This is a genomic window from Methylobacterium sp. J-001 (assembly GCF_022829565.1).
GTDB lineage: Bacteria > Pseudomonadota > Alphaproteobacteria > Rhizobiales > Beijerinckiaceae > Methylobacterium.
Map to the genome: position 1 here is coordinate 15,853 of NZ_JAKSYN010000042.1, position 16,818 is coordinate 32,670.

Consider the following 16,818-nt stretch of genomic DNA (forward strand, 5'->3'; position numbering starts at 1 on the left):
GTGCGGTCGGCCGGATCAGGCGCCGAGCCGGAAGGGCGGTTCCAGCAGCCCGCGGGCACCGACATCGACGAGGAAGGTCCGACCGTGTTCGGGGTCGGCGGCACGCTCCGCCGCGTCCATGCCTTCGTAGGCGGACGTGACCAGCAGTCGGTCGAGATCGCGGCCTGCAAAGGTCGGGCAGGTCGGCTGCCGTACCGGCACCGGCACGGTGCGGACCCGCTCACCCGCGGGATTGTAGGCATCGAGGCAGGCGGCGCCGAAGCGAGCCGTCCAGATCAGGCCCTCCGCGTCGACCGCGGCACCGTCGATGCCGCCTTCGCCGCCGCGATGATCGTAATGGGTTTCGATCGAGCCGTTCGGCAGTCCCGTCCTGGGATCGAGCGCCACCCGACGCAGCAGACCTTCATCGGTATCGACGAAGTAGCCGGTGGCGCCGTCCGGCGAGAAGCTGATGCCGTTCGGGATGGTCAAGCCGCCGAACAAGCGGCGCACCCGGGTGCCGGCGACATGGTAGATCGAGCCGCGTCCCTTCGCGGCGTCCCGATCCATCGTGCCGATCCAGAGTGCTCCGCACGGGTGGACGCGGCCGTCATTGGACCGGTTGCCTTTCAGCTCCTCCTCGAGCGGACAGAGGATCCGGATATCGCCGTCCCGGATCGCCCGGACATAGAGGCCGTCCTCGGCCGAGAGCAGCTGGTGCCCCCCGTCGATCGCCGCGATGTCGCTGCACTGGAACGGCAAGACGTGGACGAGGGCCTTGCAGGATCCGGAGACCAGTTTTTCAAACAAACGCGCTTCGAGGATGTCGACCCACCACGCCGTGTTCGTGCGCGGATCGTAGCTCGGCCCTTCACCGAGATGGCAGCGGACCTGGCTCAGAACACAGGCGTCGTGCAAACAATCCAAAAGACCAATCCCGCTTGTGCCGATCAAAATCTGTGTGACAAGGGCGCCGGTTCAGCACTCGTCGCAGATGCTGCCGAGGACAGAATCGAGAGCTTTCTGCCGCTCCGTCCGCTCGTGCGGATCGTGCAACGGGGCGGCCGCACGGCCCGGCGGGACGGTCTGGCCCACCGGGGATCGATAGGGGGCGTTCACCGTCGTCTCGGGACCGCCACCGGTGCCGGTGTAGGGGCCGGCCTGCGCCGCACCCAGGCATGCCGGCGACACGATCAGGCCGACGATCAATCCAGCCCGCTTCAGGCTCAAGCGTGTCATGGGGCGCGCTCTCCTTGCAGCATGGGGTGTGTTGTCCGGTTGTGTCGAAGCGTGGCGCCGCCGCTGGCCGCGACCCCGCCCCTTGCGCGTTCGGCAGGCATCACTTGAAGCACCGCGCTCTCCCCCCTCTCCCTGAGGAGAGGGGCGAGGGGTGGGGGTGGCTCCGCATGGGGCGCAGCGGTGCCTTCTGATCCACCCCACCTCGAACTCCTCTCCCGCAAGGGGGAGGAAAGCAGGCGCCGCCTACCGTCCGCCCGTCGTTCTTTCGGGAAAGAAAGCCAAGCCCGCTCAGCAGCGGTTTCCGCCGGCGTTCTGACCGTACTGCTTTACGGGGCGGGTCTGCTGGTTGGCGTTGCCTTCGGCGGCCGAACTCATCGGGCAGCCCTCGTAGTAGGGGCCGTCGTGCACACCGAAACCGAGCGAATGGGTGGCCTCCACGTCATAGGGCGCGAAACCGGTCCAGCGGGCGCCATTGTCGGCCATAGCAGACGAGATTGGAGCAACGCCAAGGACAAGGGCGGCGACGATGGCGGCGATACGGGTCTTCACGGTTATACTCAAGCTCCTACAAGTACGGCTCGATGGTTCGAGCCCGTTTCCTCTTGCTTGAGACTAAGATGGGGAGCCGCCTCCCGCCGTGACGTGCCGGCGCGCACGCACCGGCGGGGATTAAATTGAGCCGGGCATTATCATGGGGCTGCGCGTCGTGCGCTGCCGATTTACAACTTTTGATTAAGAGGTCTGTTGCAGGCGCGCCGCCACGATGGCTTCGGCTGGGGACACCATGCGCCGGCGGCTGTCATGTTGCCGACCGCTCTGGAAGATCATTCGATGGACGTATCCACCCGGTTATTCCGGTGCGGCGCGTCGATCCGACAGTTCGCCCTGCCTGACAGCGCAGCCTTACAGAGCCTTCGCCCGCACCGTCGTGACGAGGATCTCAGCCACGATCACCACCGCGAAGATCGCGGCCAGCACCACCGCCACCTGGTCCCAGTAGAGCAGGTTCAGGGCGGTATCGAGCGCCACGCCGATGCCCCCGGCCCCGACGAGGCCCAGCACGGCGGATTCGCGGATATTGATGTCCCAGCGGAACAGCGCGATCGACCAGAAGGCCGGCTTCACCTGCGGCCAGTAGCCGAGCAGCAGCGTCGCGCGGCGTCCGGCGCCGGCGGCCTGGAGCGCCTCGATGGAGCCGCGGTTCGATTCCTCGAGCGCCTCCGCCAGGAGCTTGCCGGTGAAGCCCACCGAGCGCAGGGCGATCGCCAGGGTCCCGGCGAGCGGCCCCGGGCCGAACACCGCCACGAACAGCAGCGCCCAGACCAGGGAATTCACCGACCGGGAGGTCACGAACACGAACTTGGCGAACAGGTTCAGGGGCAGGCTGGGGGTGACGTTGCGGGCGGCGAGCAGCCCGATCGGCACCGCGATCGCGATGGCGATCAGCGTGCCCAGCGTCGCGATATGCAGGGTCTCGACCAATGCGCGCAGGGTCGGCCCGATATAGCCGGCATCCATCGGCCACATCCGGCCGAACAGGTCGGCCATCTGGTCGGGGGCGTCGTAGAGGAATTCTGGGATCACCTCGATCGTGCGCAGGCTCGCCACGAAGGCCGCCACGGCGAACAGGGTGAAGGCGAGGCGCGCCAAGCGCTTCCAGAGCGAGAAGCGCTGCCAACGGCGCGGCGGGGCCGCGAGGGCGGCTCCGGCGCTCACTGGAACACCGCCCGGGCCCAGCCCGAGACGATCTCGGCCACCATGATCAGCGCGACGATGACGATCAGGATCGCCAGCACCACGTCGTAGTCGAAGCGCTGGTAGGCGGTGAACAGGGTCGCCCCGATGCCGCCGCCGCCGACGATCCCGACCATCGTCGAGTTCCGCAGGTTGGAATCGAGCTGGTAGGTGGCGAAGCCGATGAAGCGCGGCAGCACCTGCGGCTGCACGCCCATGATCAGCGTCGACAGGAAGCCGGCGCCGGTCGCCCGCACCGCCTCGACCTGCTTCAGGGAAATCTCCTCGATCGCCTCGGCGAACAGCTTACTGATGAAGCCCACCGAGGCGACGATCAGCGCCATCACGCCGGCCAGCGCCCCGAAGCCGATCGCCTTCACGAACAGGATCGCCACGATGATCGGGTGGAACGATCGGCACAGGGCGATCAGCGCCCGGGTCGGCCAGGTCACCCAGGCCGGCATCAGGTTGCGGGCGGCGAGAAAGCCGATCGGCAGGGCGATCACGATGCCGATCACCGTGGCGATCACGGCGATCTGCACGCTCTCGACGATGCCGGACTGGATCAGCTCCCACCGTGAGAAGTTCGGCGGGAACATCCTGGCCAGGAACTGGCGGCCGTGGGTCAGCCCGGTGGCGAAGCGCTCGGGCGCGAAGCCGAGCTGACTCGCGGCATAGACCGCGTAGAGGGCGAGCAGCAGCCAGCCGGCCCGGGCGGTCCAGTTGGGGCGGAAGGGGATGGGGGCGGCGGCGCTTCGGTCGGCCGGTCGGGGTGCGGCGCTCATTCGAGCCAGTTCTCGCCGCCGTAGATGCCGCGCAGGTCGCGCTCGCTCAGGCGGTCGGGCGGCCCGTCATAGACGACGTGGCCGCCCGACATGCCGACGATCCGCGTGGCGAAGCGCTGGGCCAGCGCCACGTTGTGGATGTTGACGACCACCGGCACCCCGCGCTCGGCCGCGAGCCGCGACAGGATCTCCATGATCTCCACGGAGCTCTTGGGATCGAGGGACGAGGTCGGCTCGTCGGCGAGCACGATCTCCGGCTCCTGCATGATCGCCCGGGCGATGCCGACCCGCTGACGTTGGCCGCCCGACAGGGCATCGGCCCGGCGCGTGGCGAAGCCCGACAGCCCGACCGCGTCGAGCAAATCGAAGGCGCGCTGGATATCGGCCTCGGGGAACCGCCGCAGCCAGGCGCGCCAGACCGGCACGTAGCCGAGGCGCCCGCAGAGCAGGTTCTCCATCACGGACAGGCGTTCGACCAGATTGTATTCCTGGAACACCATCCCGATCCGCCGCCGCGCCCGGCGCAAGGATCGGCCGGAGAGCTTGGCCAGATCCTCGCCGCGGAACAGGATCTCACCGGCCGTTGGCTGGACCAGCCGGTTGATGCACCGGATCAGCGTGCTCTTGCCGGTGCCGGACGGTCCGATGATCGCGGTGAGGCCCGTGCCCGGCACCACGAGGTCGATGCCCCGCAGGACCGGCTGCCCGGCCCGGTATTCCTTGACGAGGCCTCGGATCACCAGCGCGCGCGGATCCTCCGCCCGCGGCTCGATCCCGGGGGCGCGCAGCGCGGCGCCGGCCGTCACGGCTTGCCCGCGGCGTCGGCCTTCTTGCGCGCGGCCTCGGCCTCTCGGGCCGCCTCGCGCTCGTAGGCGGCCTTGTTGTAGGGCGTGCCCGAATCCTCCGCGACCTTGCGCACGATCGCCCAGTCCTTGAGGTAGGTGATCGGCGCGAACCGGTCGTCGCCCTCGAAATCCTTGACCATGTCGGGCGGGAAGCGGAAGTCGTAGAAGCACTGCTTCAGCTTCTCGGCAAGTTCCGGCTTGAGATCGTGCGTGTAGGCGAAGCCCGAGCTCGGAAATTTCTCGCTGGTGTAGATGATCCGGTAGTCGTCGCCCTTGATCGTGCCCCGGGCGACCATGCGGTTAAAGACGTCGGAGGCCACCGGGGCGGCATCGTAGTCGCCGGTGCCGACGCCGAGCGCCGACTTATCGTGGCCACCCGAGTAGACGACCTTGTAATCCTCACCGGGCTTGAGGCCCTCCGCGGGAAAAAGCGCCTTCGGGGCGAGATTTCCGGAATTCGACGATGGTGCCGTGTGAGCGACGCGCTTGCCCTTGAGGTCGGCCAGGGTCTTGTACGGGCTGCTCGCCTTCACGACGACGATCAGGTTGTAGCCCTCGGGCCCCTTCTCGGTGCCCTTGGCGGCGAACGGCACAGCCCCGGCCATGTTCACCGCAAAGCCCAGCGGCCCGGTGGAGAAGCCGGCGACGGTGAGCCGTCCGGAACGCATCGCCTCGATTTCCGCCGAGTTCGACTGGACCGGATAATAGACGACGCGCTTGCCCGTGCATTGCGACAGGTAGGTCGTGAACGGCTTGAACGCATTCTCGTAGACGGCGGGATCTTCGACCGGCGTGTAGGCGAACACGATGACGCTCGGGTCGCGCGTTTTGGCCGGGATATCGGCGACAAGATCCTGATTGGTGTCGCAGTAGGTGTCGTCGAGCTGGCCGCGATTCGCGCATTCCGCGGCCCGCGCGGGCGACAGGAGGCCGAATCCGCAGAGCAGCGCCAAGGCCGCGCCGTACCGAGCGAGTGTCACGCGTCTCTCTCCCCGCGGAGCGGTGCCCTGAGGCCCGCCCCGTCCCGTCGTCACCCGGTTGGGGTGACGCTTCCCTTTCCCAACTTTTAGGTGGCGGGCTTCGGATTAGGCAAGGTTGGATGTGCGTGGGGGGTAAAGGAAAGCCGGCTTATGAAGCGGAGAACGGACGCAGCCCGGATCGCCAATTCCGATGGCAGAAGTCTGATCGAGCCCGACGCACCCCTCCCCCCTCTACGGGGGGCTAGCGGCTTCACACTTCAAAAAGCTCTATCGCAAGTCTCTAAAACACAACGCGTTTTCCCTTCCCCTTGCGGGGAGGGGTCAGGGGTGGGGGTGGTGCCGGACAAGGCGCAGTGGTGCCTTCTGAGCGACCCCCACCTCCAACTCCTCCCCGCAAGGGGGAGGAGAGCGCGGCGCGCTTTCCGCGAGCCGTTGTGTGAATATCGTTGCTGCGGGGGAAGGGAGACGTGTTTCGTCCGGACGCGCCAGTGACAGTCTCGTCAGGGCACCACGCGGCCGACCGCGGTCTGCGGCGGGCTGAAGGAGGCGATCGGGAGATCGCAGAAGCAACGCACGCCGAGCGGACGCGGACCCGGGAGCGGGCAGGCGAACGGCTTCGGGCCGGTCAGGCCCTGTTGGATGGCGTCGCAATTGAAACCGACCGGCTGGCCTTCGCGGCGGCGGGGGGCCCGGCGGTAGCCACCCTCCTCGGCCGGATCGTCGTAGCCGGGCGGCGGTCCGCCATAGCCGCCTCCATATTGCGCGACCGCCGCCGTACCCGGGAGCGCCACAGCGAGCACCAAGGCGGCGAGCGTGAGCCGGAACGGAGCCCGCAGCCCGGACCGGCCATGTATGGGGAGGCGCATTCCTGATCCTTTCGCGCGCAGCAGGCTCATCACCCGCGCGCTTGCGACTTCGGGGGCAATACCGGCGAAAACGAGACGGCCCGCCCCCGGAAACCGGAAGCGGGCCGCTGGTGCGATCACCGACGCGCAGGTGTCAGTGCGTCGAGCGGTCGGCGGCGTCCTGGACGTTCTGGCCGGCCTGCCGGGCCGCATCCTGGCCCTGCTCCATGGCCTTGCGCGCTTCCTCGGCGCTCTGCTGCATCGCCGACTTGGCACGCTCGGCGCCCTCCTGCATCGCGCTCTGGGCGATGCCGCTGAACTCCTTCGCCTGCGCCTGGATGGCGGCGAACTGGCTGCGCACGAACTCGGCCTGATGCTGCATCGCCTCCTGCACGTCGCGCGAGCGGACGAGCTTCTGCGCGAGGTCGAACGCGGCGTTCACGTTCTGCTCGGCGTATTCGAAACCGCGCGACGAGACGTCCTGCGCATTGGTGCGAGCGACCTCGGCCGACCCCTTGACGGTGTCGGCGGTCCGGCGGGCGGCACCGATGAAGCTGTCGAACGCCTTACGGGCCTGCTCGACACTCTTCTCGGCGAAGTCGCGCATCTCGGTCGGGACTTCGTAGTTCGGGGGGGTGCTCATGCTCGTCTCCTCTTTTATTCGGCTGTTGATGGCGCCTTGTGCACTGCACAATAACTGATTCGCCGCCATATGCCACCTGCGCCGCAGTCATTAAGGTTGACATGACGTAAACGTGTGACGGTTGGCGCAAGAGTCCAGCGTCGCAACGCAGGGCGCTTTACAATAGGGGTACGGTGGCGCGTGTTTCTCGGGCAAAGCGGACCGGGATCGAGGGAACGGGTGTGGGTTCGAGGTCGCGGGCTTTGCAGACGACACTGACATCGACCGCCGGCGCCAGCGAAGCCGCGCTCACGGACGCCTTCGCCGCCTGGGCACGCCTGCCGAGCCTCGCCGTGGCGCTGGCCGACCCGGATACGGTCTCATTCGTGATCGATGCGGATGACGGCCGGGTCCTGCTCGCCTCGCCCGCCGGTCACGCCGTCTGCGCCGCATTGGCGACCGCCGACCGGCAGGCCGTGGCTCGACAGGTCGCCCGGGCCAATCCTCAGGACGCCGCGCCCCGCCTCGCCCGCCTCACGCTTGACGCGAGGCGGATCGCCCCGCCCGCGCTGTGCCAGGTGGCCAAGGGCACGCAAGACGACGGCCGGCCGGTTTTCTTGGTCGTCGCGACGACGCCGGTGAAGCTGCCGCGCCTGCGGACGGCTGCTGCCGCCGCGCCGGAGTCCCCGGTGCGTGAGCCGGCACCCGCCACCGCGCCCGTACCGGTCCCGTCCTTGAAGACAGGCGATCGCTTTCTGTGGCGCAGCGATGCCTCCGGGGCGCTCACCACGCTGAGCGGTTCCGAGGGACTGGCCGGCTTGGTCGGCCAGCGCTGGCAGGATCTCGCCGCATCAGGCCGTATCACGGGAGCCGACGGGATGTTTGCGGCGCTGCACGACCGCATCACCTTTCGCGCCGAGCCCGCCTGCCTCGACCTGGGTGACGGCCCGTTCCAGGTGGAATTGTCCGGCGCCCCGCTGGGCCGCGGCGATGCGGCGTTTTCCGGCTTCGGCGGATTCGGGTTGGTGCGCAGCGTGCCGGCCCGCGCGGTTCCGGCACCGGAGCCGGCCGCTTCGGTCGTGCCGAATCCGATCCCGGAGGCGATTCCTGGGCTGACACCGGTCCCCGAAACCCCGCCGGTACCGGTGGCGGATCTACCGGAACCGACGGCGGCTCCGAACGCCGTGGCCGACGCGCGCGCATGCGTCGAGCCGGAAATGCCCGACGCGGCAGACGCCGTGGACACCGCGCCCTTGCCGTCCGAGCCGGAGCCGCCCGCTCCGATCGTCGAGCGTCCGACGGCCGAGCCGGCACTCTCGAACGACGAGCACGCCGCCTTCCGGGAAATCGCCCGGGCGCTCGGCGCGCGCTATGCCGGCGACGACGCCTCGGCAGGGACGCCGGCCCCGCGGTCCGAGAGCGGTGCGGTCATGCCGTTTCCGGGCGCGCATCCCGGCACTCCGGAGGCCCGCGAGGCCGCGGCTGCGTCGCGGGATGCCGCGTTCCTGGCCGGCCTGCCCCTGCCGACGCTGGTGCATCGCGACGGCGCGATCCTGGCGGCTAATCAGGCGCTTCTGGACGTCGCCGGCTACGCCGACGTTCCGGCGCTGACCAGGGCCGGCCTCGACCGGCTGTTTCGCGGCCTGCCCCAGCCGGACGCGCCCGATCCGGCCGCGCGCCGGACTGCGATCGAGACTGCGGACGGGAGCGCCCGCGCGGTGGAGGTGATGGGCGGAACCGGCACCTGGGAAGGCCGGCCGGCGACCTGCCTGGTCCTGCGCCCTCTGGACGACGCCGACCCGGCGAGCGCCCTCACAGCCGAGCGCTTGGCCCGCGAAGCGCAAGCCGAGCGGACGGCCGCCGCGGAAGCCGCCCTCGACGCTCTGGAGGCCGGGGTGCTGACCCTCGACGGCGCCGGACGGATCGTGGCGCTGAACCGCGCCGCCGCCGAGCTATTCGGCTGCGATCCCCGGGAGATCGTGGGCGGCAGCTTGGTCGCCCTGTTCGACCGGGAATGCGTGCTGTCGGTGGCCGATGCCCTGCGCGGCGCGGCCAAGGAGCCGCGCCCGGTCTCGGTGGCCGGGCGGGCGCTGACCATCGGCGTCTCGCCGGCCCGGGAGGACGGGCGCCGGGTCGCGGTGCTGAACGCCACGCCGGCCGAAGCCCCGCCGAGCGCCGAGCCGCCGCCGGCCCCCGCCTCCGCCTCCGGCCTCGACGGGGCCCTGGCGCGGCTGGACCGGGCCTTCCGGGGGCCTCTGACCGGGATGGTCGAGCTGGCCGACGCGATGCTGAAGGAGCCGTTCGGCCCCCTGGGGGACGTGCGCTATCGCGGCTGCCTCGCCCAGCTCAAGACCTCGGGTGCGCTGATGCTGGAGCGGGTCGGCGAACTCCTGGACCTCGCCACCGTGGAGGCCGGCGCCCTGCGCCTCGATCCACGCCGGATCGCGCTCAACGACGTCGTCGCGGGCTGTGTCGCGCAGCTCCAGGGTGAAGCGGCGCGCGGTCGGATCGTCGTGCGCACGAGTTTTTCAACCGGTCTCGACGATCTTGAGGCTGACGAGCGCTCGGTGAGTCGTGCGGCGTGCCTCGTCATCGAGCACGCGATCCGGCGCTCCGCAGCCGGCGGCCAGGTCATCGTCTCGACCGGCTCCACCGAGAGTGCCGCGGTCGCGCTGCGGGTGCGCGATACCGGCGCCGGGGCGACCCAAGCCGTATCCGGGCCGGCCGGAGAGGTCGAGGACGGGCTCGCTCTGCCCCGCGCCCTGGTCGAAGCCAATGGCGGGCGCCTCCAGCTCTCGGCGCGCCCGGAGGACGGCACGCTGGTGGAGATCATCATGCCGACGCGCCGGGCCGCGAACGGGTGAGAACGGGGTACGTTCGACCTGCCCGGCAAGTATTCGGAAACAGTGGGCCGCGGCTGACGTGCGGGCCGCGACGGCCCGCTTGACAGGGCTTCGAGCGGCCTTCAAGCAAGCCTTACATTGCGCCCAATTGAGTTCCGGATCCCTGGACCCGGCTGAAGCGGGCCGGTGACGATATCGTCACCGCACGATGTAGGCTACGTTACTTTGGAAGTCCTGGCTGCGCGGCCGACGCCGCGATACGATCGGGCACCAAACAGGGATGGAATGCCATGGAAGGCAAGGTCGTCGAAGTTCAGGCTGCGTGGCGTGAGGGTGCTCACGTGGACGACGCCCAGTATCGCAAGATGTATGAGGCGTCGGTCTCGGATCCGGACGCCTTCTGGGGTGAGCACGGCCAGCGCATCGACTGGATGACGCCGTTCACCAAGGTCAAGGACACGAGCTTCGAGCCCGGCAAGGTCTCGATCAAGTGGTTCGAGGACGGCAAGACCAACGTCGCCTACAATTGCATCGACCGGCATCTGGAGACCCGCGGCGACCAGACCGCGATCATCTGGGAAGGCGACAACCCGGACGAATCCAAGCACATCACCTACCGGGAGCTGCATGCGCAGGTCTGCCGGATGGCCAACGTCCTGCGCAACCGCGGCGTCGGCAAGGGCGACCGCGTCACGCTCTACATGCCGATGATCCCCGAGGCGGCCTACGCGATGCTAGCCTGCGCCCGGCTCGGCGCGATCCATGCCATCGTGTTCGGTGGCTTCTCGCCGGATTCGCTCGCCTCCCGCATCGAGGGCTGTACGTCGAAGGTGGTGATCACCACCGACGAGGGCCTGCGCGGTGGCCGCAAGGTTCCGCTGAAGGCCAATGTCGATGCGGCGATCAAGCGCCTGGGCACCGACCTCGTCGAGCACGTCATCGTGGTGCGCCGCACCGGTGGCGCCGTCGAGATGGAGCCGGGCCGCGACGTCTATTACGACGAGGCCGCCGAGCAGGTGACCGACCATTGCCCCGCCGAGGCGGTGGAGGCCGAGCACCCGCTGTTCATCCTCTACACCTCGGGCTCGACCGGCCAGCCGAAGGGCGTGGTGCACACCACGGGCGGCTACCTGGTCTACGCGTCGATGACCCACCAATACGTCTTCGATTACCGCGAGGGCGACGTGTACTGGTGCACGGCCGATGTCGGCTGGGTCACGGGCCACAGCTACATCGTCTACGGGCCGCTCGCCAACGGCGCGACCACGCTGATGTTCGAGGGCATCCCGACCTACCCGTCGACGTCGCGGTTCTGGGACGTGGTCGACAAGCACAAGGTCAACATCTTCTACACCGCCCCGACCGCGATCCGCTCGCTGATGGGCGGCGGCGAGGGGCCGGTGAAGAAGACATCCCGCCAGTCGCTGCGGGTGCTCGGCTCCGTGGGCGAGCCGATCAACCCGGAAGCCTGGGAATGGTACTACAACGTCGTCGGCGAGGGGCGGTGCTCGATCGTCGACACGTGGTGGCAGACCGAGACCGGCGGCATCCTGATCACTCCGCTCCCCGGCGCCACGGCCCTGAAGCCGGGCTCGGCGACCCGGCCGTTCTTCGGCGTAAAGCCCGAGATGGTCGATGCCGAGGGCAAGGTCCTGCAGGGTCCGTGCGAGGGCAACCTCTGCATCGCGGATTCCTGGCCGGGCCAGATGCGCACGGTCTACGGCGACCACGAGCGGTTCGAGCAGACCTACTTCTCGACCTACCCGGGCAAGTACTTCACCGGTGACGGTGCCCGCCGCGATGCGGACGGCTATTACTGGATCACCGGCCGGGTCGACGACGTGATCAACGTCTCGGGCCACCGGATGGGCACGGCCGAGGTCGAATCCTCCCTCGTCGCACACCCGAAGGTCGCCGAGGCGGCGGTGGTCGGCTATCCGCACAACGTCAAGGGCCAGGGCATCTACGCCTACGTCACCCTCAACGACGGCGAGGAAGGCGACGACGCCTTGCGCAAGGAACTCGTGACCTGGGTCCGCAAGGATATCGGGCCGATCGCCTCGCCGGACCTGATCCAGTTCGCCCCCGGCCTGCCCAAGACCCGCTCGGGCAAGATCATGCGCCGGATCCTGCGCAAGATCGCCGAGGACGATTTCGGCTCGCTAGGCGACACCTCGACGCTCGCCGAGCCGGCGGTCGTGGAAGATCTGATCGAGAACCGGCAGAACCGGCCCTGATCGCTCCGACGGCGAAGACGTGATGAGGCGGGTGCCGGTCCGGTGCCCGCCCCCAACAAGAACCACGAATTTCGGTCTCAAGAAAAACCGGAAGGCCGGAGTGCCTTCGCGGGAGGACAACGCCATGAGCGGCTCGACACTCGGCCTTCGCGGGGGCACGGCGCCCCCACCATCCCGCAACGCCGCCGCGGCAGTCGATCCGCAGATCGACCGGATCGTCCGGACGCCGGAATTCCAGCAGCTCGTCGCCGAGCGCACCCGGTTCGGCTGGGTCCTGACCATCCTGATGCTGGTGGTCTATTTCGGCTTCATCGGCCTCATCGCCTTCGACAAGTCGCTGCTCGCCGTGAAGGTCGGTGGCGGCACCGCCTCGCTCGGCCTGTTCATGGGCGTGTTCGTGATCCTGTTCGCCTTCGCGCTCACCGGGATCTACGTGGCCCGGGCCAACACCCGTTTCGACGCCCTGAGCGACGCCCTGAAGCGGAGCGTCGGCCGATGAACCGGATTCTTCTCGGCCTGACGCTGGCCACGATCACGGCCTGCGCGGCCTTTGCCGCCGGCCCCGATCTCGGTGCCGTCACGCAGTCGGCCACGAACTGGCCGGCCATCGGCATGTTCCTGTTCTTCGTCGTGCTGACGCTCGGCATCACCTACAAGGCCGCCAAGGGCACCAAGTCGGCCGCCGACTTCTACGCCGCGGGCGGCGGCATCTCGGCCGGGACCAACGCGCTTGCGATCGCCGGCGACTACATGTCGGCCGCCTCATTCCTGGGCATCTCGGGCCTGGTCTACACCTCGGGCTTCGACGGGCTGATCTACTCCACGGGCTTCCTGGTCGGCTGGCCGATCGTGCTGTTCCTGATCGCCGAGCGCCTGCGCAACCTCGGCAAGTTCACCTTCGCCGACGTGGCGAGCTTCCGCCTCGACCAGACCTCGATCCGCATCATCTCCGCGGTGGGCACCCTGGTGGTGGTGGCGTTCTACCTGATCGCCCAGATGGTCGGCGCGGGTAAGCTGATCCAGCTCCTGTTCGGGCTGCCCTACCTCTACGCGGTGATCATCGTCGGCGTGCTGATGATCGTCTACGTTGCCTTCGGCGGCATGAAGGCCACCACCTGGGTCCAGGTGATCAAGGCCTGCCTGCTTCTGGGCGGCGCGACCTTCATGGCCGGCGCGGTGCTGCTCAAGTACGGCTTCAACCCGGAGACCCTGTTCTCTGCCTCGGTGCAGGTCCATCCGAAGGGCGACGCGATCATGGCCCCCGGCGGCCTGGTCTCGAACCCGATCGAGGCGATCTCGCTCGGCGTCGGCCTGATGTTCGGGACCGCCGGCCTGCCGCACATCCTGATGCGGTTCTTCACGGTCTCGGACGCCCAGGCGGCGCGCAAGTCGGTGTTCTACGCCACCGGCCTGATCGGCTACTTCTACATCCTGACGTTCATCATCGGCTTCGGCGGCATCGCCCTGCTGATGTCCGATCCGAGCTACTTCAAGCTCGGCGCGGCCGGCACCTTCGACAAGCTGAAGGACATGATCGGCGGCACCAACATGGTGGCGGTCAACCTCGCCAACGCGGTGGGCGGCCCATACTTCCTGGGCTTCATCTCGGCCGTGGCCTTCGCGACCATCCTGGCGGTGGTGGCCGGCCTGACGCTCGCCGGCGCCTCGGCGGTCAGCCACGACCTCTTCGCCCAGGTGATCGCCCGCGGGCGAACCACCGAGAAGCACGAGGTCAACCTGTCGAAGCTTTCGGCGGTGGTGATCGGGATCGTGGCGATCTATCTCGGCTACGTGTTCGAGAACCAGAACGTCGCCTTCATGGTCGGGTTGGCTTTCGCGGTGGCGGCGAGCTGCAACTTCCCGGTTCTGGCGATGTCGATCCTCTGGCGCGGCACGACGACCTGGGGCGCACTCGCCGGCGGCTTGGTCGGGCTGATCTCGGCTGTCGGAATGGTGGTGCTGTCCAAGGCGGTCTGGGTGGTGACGTTCGGCAACGCCGCAGCGATCTTCCCCTACGACAACCCGGCCTTGTTCTCGATGCCGCTGGCCTTCGTGACCATCTGGGCCGTGTCGAGCCTCGACAACTCGCGCCGGGCCCAGCGCGAGCGTGCCGCCTTCGAGGCGCAGTTCGTGCGCTCCGAGACCGGCATCGGCGCATCCGGCGCTCACGCCCACTGAGCCTAAGGCTCACTTGCAATAACCGAAGGGCGCGGCGCGAGCCGCGCCCTTCGTCGTTTCAGGGATGCGGCCGCAGCGGGGCGGTAGCACGTCTTCCCGCCGGCCTACGGGTTCGTAGGGACCGGTCGAGGCGACGTCACAAGAGCGACGACATGCACAGATCTGCTTGCGGAGGCCGCGATCGGCTCCCCTCCCGTATGGGCGTCGGCTTCACGCCTCGATGTCCGCAGAACACATGGGAGACACCGCGGCTCTCCCTCCCCCCTCTGTGGGGGAGGGAGTCGCGCTTGGGGTTGGCGGTGGCTCTCATCCAGCAACGATGTGTGAATGTCCGAGCCCGCATAGGTGCGGAGCCCCGCACCGTTTCAGACGACCGGGCACCGTCCGCGCGCCGCCATGTTGATGACCCCCGCCACCGCCACATTGCGGATTGACCAAGAGGTTCCTTACAGTCACGCATACGTGATCTGCGCCCCATGCAGGGCCTGCAGTCCGTAGATTTGCGGCCGACGCCATCGGCCGCACGCGCCGTCTGGGAGGAACCGGGTCATGGCTGGGGCAACTGCGATCCCGCGGGCGGGGGACGCCGCGAGACCGATGAGTTCGGCGGAAAAGCGGGTGATCTTCGCGTCCTCGCTCGGCACGGTGTTCGAGTGGTACGACTTCTACCTCTACGGCTCGCTGGCGGCGATCATCGGCGCCCAGTTCTTCTCAGCCTATCCGCCGGCGACCCGGGACATCTTCGCGCTGCTGGCCTTCGCGGCGGGCTTCATCGTAAGGCCGTTCGGCGCCCTGGTGTTCGGCCGGATCGGCGACCTCGTCGGGCGCAAATACACCTTCCTGGTCACGATCCTGATCATGGGCCTGTCGACCTTCATCGTCGGCATCCTGCCCAACGCCGCCACCATCGGGATCGCGGCGCCGATCATCCTGATCGTCCTGCGGCTGGCCCAGGGCCTGGCGCTCGGCGGCGAGTATGGCGGCGCGGCGACCTACGTGGCCGAGCACGCGCCCAACGGCCGGCGCGGCTTCTACACCAGCTGGATCCAGACCACGGCGACGCTCGGCCTGTTCCTGTCGCTGCTGGTCATCCTGGCGACCCGGACCTTCACTGGCGAGGCCGCCTTCGCCGAATGGGGCTGGCGGATCCCGTTCCTGGTCTCGGTGCTGCTGCTCGGCATCTCCGTGTGGATCCGCCTCCAGCTCTCCGAATCCCCGGCCTTCCAGAAGATGAAGGACGAGGGGAAGACCTCGAAGGCGCCGCTCACCGAGGCGTTCGGTGAGTGGAAGAACGCCAAGTTCGCGGTGATCGCCCTGTTCGGCCTCGTCGCCGGCCAGGGGGTGGTCTGGTACACAGGCCAGTTCTACGCGCTGTTCTTCCTGCAATCGATTCTGAAGGTCGACGGCTACACCGCCAACCTGCTGATCGCGTGGTCGCTCCTGCTCGGCACCGGCCTGTTCGTTCTGTTCGGATGGCTGTCGGACAAGATCGGCCGCAAGGTCATCATCCTGGCGGGTTGCGCCATCGCGGCGGCGACGTTCTTCCCGATCTTCAAGGGTATCACCGCCACCGCCAACCCAAAGCTCCAGGCCGCGATCGAGACCGTGAAGGTCACCGTTGCGGCCGACCCGGCCGCCTGCGGGACCCTCTTCAACCCGGTTGGCACGCGGGTGTTCTCGGCACCCTGCGACCTCGCCCGCGACTTCCTGTCGAAATCCTCGGTGAGGTACGACACCGCGCCTGGTGCGCCCGGCCAGCCCACGGTGATCCGGGTGAACGACACGGAGATCGCCTATCCGCAGGGCGGCGCCCCGGAGGCCAACAAGGCCGTGACGGCGGCGCTCCAGGCGGCGGGCTACCCGAAGGCCGGCGACGCCGAGATCGTGAAAATGGCGAACCCGTTCGACATCTTCCGTCCGCAGGTCGCCCAGGTGATCGGCCTGCTGTTCGTCCTCATCGTGTTCGTGACGATGGTCTACGGCCCGATCGCCGCGATGCTGGTGGAGCTGTTCCCGACCCGGATCCGCTACACCTCAATGTCCCTGCCCTACCATATCGGCAACGGCTGGTTCGGCGGGCTGTTGCCGGCCACCGCCTTTGCCATGGTGGCCCAGACCGGGGACATCTATTACGGCCTCTGGTACCCGATCGTGATCGCGGTCGCGACGGTGGTCATCGGGGTGATCTTCGTGCCCGAGACCAAGGATCGGGACATCTTCGCCGACACCTGACCGCCGGTAGACCGGTGCAGGACGACGCCCGGGCCGCCCACGCGGTCCGGGTGTTCGCGTTCCGGGGACGTGTGTTCGCGCGACCGCGCAACCGGCGAAACGACCGATCCCGCATCCACCATCGTCCAGGTGCGCTCCATCACGCTTGCGCCCCGAAAACGGGGGTACTGACCGTCATTGCCCGTTAACGGCGGATTTCACGGCAGCGTGAAATGACGGACAGGCTAGCATTGACATTCCAGTGTAATTCCGCCGCGTAAGGGCTACCTTTATTGCACGTCCAATGGTACGGGCCACGT

Annotated in this window: 14 protein-coding genes; 5 read left to right on the plus strand and 9 right to left on the minus strand. The window is 68.3% G+C overall.

Annotated features, from left to right (window positions below; all coding sequences use genetic code 11):
- Nucleotides 1-15 precede the first annotated feature (15 nt).
- The 9 genes from MKK65_RS03965 to MKK65_RS04005 form a co-directional block, all read right to left on the minus strand.
- The gene (locus tag MKK65_RS03965) at nt 16-906 is read right to left on the minus strand and encodes an SMP-30/gluconolactonase/LRE family protein (protein ID WP_243955526.1); all 891 of its coding nucleotides are present in this window, start codon (nt 904-906) and stop codon (nt 16-18) included.
- A gap of 51 nt (nt 907-957) precedes the next feature.
- Nucleotides 958-1,218 carry a hypothetical protein gene (locus MKK65_RS03970; RefSeq protein WP_243955528.1) on the minus strand — a complete coding sequence of 87 codons (261 nt, stop codon included), beginning with the start codon at nt 1,216-1,218 and terminating at the stop codon, nt 958-960.
- Between the two features lie 288 nt (nt 1,219-1,506).
- The gene (locus MKK65_RS03975; protein ID WP_243955529.1) at nt 1,507-1,767 is read right to left on the minus strand and encodes a hypothetical protein; all 261 of its coding nucleotides are present in this window, start codon (nt 1,765-1,767) and stop codon (nt 1,507-1,509) included.
- A 354-nt stretch (nt 1,768-2,121) separates the two neighbouring features.
- Nucleotides 2,122-2,934, minus strand: a complete 813-nt coding sequence (phnE, locus tag MKK65_RS03980; protein ID WP_243955537.1) for a phosphonate ABC transporter, permease protein PhnE — start codon at nt 2,932-2,934, stop codon at nt 2,122-2,124.
- Complete coding sequence (phnE, locus tag MKK65_RS03985; protein WP_243955538.1) at nt 2,931-3,737, minus strand: phosphonate ABC transporter, permease protein PhnE; 807 nt, start codon at nt 3,735-3,737, stop codon at nt 2,931-2,933. The genes phnE (MKK65_RS03980) and phnE (MKK65_RS03985) overlap by 4 nt, the downstream gene beginning before the upstream one ends.
- Nucleotides 3,734-4,543 (minus strand): phosphonate ABC transporter ATP-binding protein, encoded by an 810-nt coding sequence (gene phnC / locus MKK65_RS03990; RefSeq protein ID WP_243955539.1) that lies wholly within the window; start codon nt 4,541-4,543, stop codon nt 3,734-3,736. Before phnC ends, phnE (MKK65_RS03985) begins: the two co-directional genes overlap by 4 nt.
- Nucleotides 4,540-5,562, minus strand: a complete 1,023-nt coding sequence (gene phnD, locus MKK65_RS03995) for a phosphate/phosphite/phosphonate ABC transporter substrate-binding protein (RefSeq protein ID WP_243955541.1) — start codon at nt 5,560-5,562, stop codon at nt 4,540-4,542. The genes phnC and phnD overlap by 4 nt, the downstream gene beginning before the upstream one ends.
- Before the next feature lie 500 nt (nt 5,563-6,062).
- Nucleotides 6,063-6,428, minus strand: a complete 366-nt coding sequence (locus MKK65_RS04000) for a hypothetical protein (protein ID WP_243955543.1) — start codon at nt 6,426-6,428, stop codon at nt 6,063-6,065.
- A 133-nt stretch (nt 6,429-6,561) separates the two neighbouring features.
- Nucleotides 6,562-7,050 (minus strand): phasin, encoded by a 489-nt coding sequence (locus MKK65_RS04005; protein ID WP_243955545.1) that lies wholly within the window; start codon nt 7,048-7,050, stop codon nt 6,562-6,564.
- Nucleotides 7,051-7,292: 242 nt separating this feature from the next.
- Here MKK65_RS04005 and MKK65_RS04010 point away from each other — a divergent pair, with 242 nt between their 5' ends.
- The 5 genes from MKK65_RS04010 to MKK65_RS04030 all read left to right on the plus strand — a co-directional run bounded on the left by MKK65_RS04010 (nt 7,293) and on the right by MKK65_RS04030 (nt 16,519).
- Nucleotides 7,293-9,893, plus strand: coding sequence for a PAS domain-containing protein (locus MKK65_RS04010; RefSeq protein WP_243955547.1), 2,601 nt, complete (start codon nt 7,293-7,295; stop codon nt 9,891-9,893).
- Nucleotides 9,894-10,162: 269 nt separating this feature from the next.
- Nucleotides 10,163-12,109: an acetate--CoA ligase gene (acs, locus tag MKK65_RS04015; RefSeq protein ID WP_243955549.1), complete on the plus strand. Its 1,947-nt coding sequence runs from the start codon at nt 10,163-10,165 to the stop codon at nt 12,107-12,109.
- Nucleotides 12,110-12,233: 124 nt separating this feature from the next.
- Nucleotides 12,234-12,608 (plus strand): DUF485 domain-containing protein, encoded by a 375-nt coding sequence (locus MKK65_RS04020; protein ID WP_082643324.1) that lies wholly within the window; start codon nt 12,234-12,236, stop codon nt 12,606-12,608.
- Complete coding sequence (locus MKK65_RS04025; RefSeq protein WP_243955551.1) at nt 12,605-14,287, plus strand: cation acetate symporter; 1,683 nt, start codon at nt 12,605-12,607, stop codon at nt 14,285-14,287. Before MKK65_RS04020 ends, MKK65_RS04025 begins: the two co-directional genes overlap by 4 nt.
- 549 nt (nt 14,288-14,836) lie before the next feature.
- Nucleotides 14,837-16,519, plus strand: a complete 1,683-nt coding sequence (locus MKK65_RS04030) for an MFS transporter (RefSeq protein WP_409565360.1) — start codon at nt 14,837-14,839, stop codon at nt 16,517-16,519.
- Nucleotides 16,520-16,818: the final 299 nt, after the last annotated feature.

Bases quoted from the DNA above. Each gene is read 5' to 3' on its own strand.
- MKK65_RS04005 (WP_243955545.1), bottom strand. From the start codon at position 7,050: ATGAGCACCCCCCCGAACTACGAAGTCCCGACCGAGATGCGCGACTTC.
- acs (WP_243955549.1), top strand. From the start codon at position 10,163: ATGGAAGGCAAGGTCGTCGAAGTTCAGGCTGCGTGGCGTGAGGGTGCT.
- MKK65_RS04025 (WP_243955551.1), top strand. From the start codon at position 12,605: ATGAACCGGATTCTTCTCGGCCTGACGCTGGCCACGATCACGGCCTGC.
- MKK65_RS04030 (WP_409565360.1), top strand. From the start codon at position 14,837: ATGGCTGGGGCAACTGCGATCCCGCGGGCGGGGGACGCCGCGAGACCG.
- phnE (WP_243955538.1), bottom strand. From the start codon at position 3,737: ATGAGCGCCGCACCCCGACCGGCCGACCGAAGCGCCGCCGCCCCCATC.
- MKK65_RS04020 (WP_082643324.1), top strand. From the start codon at position 12,234: ATGAGCGGCTCGACACTCGGCCTTCGCGGGGGCACGGCGCCCCCACCA.
- MKK65_RS04000 (WP_243955543.1), bottom strand. From the start codon at position 6,428: ATGCGCCTCCCCATACATGGCCGGTCCGGGCTGCGGGCTCCGTTCCGG.
- MKK65_RS03970 (WP_243955528.1), bottom strand. From the start codon at position 1,218: ATGACACGCTTGAGCCTGAAGCGGGCTGGATTGATCGTCGGCCTGATC.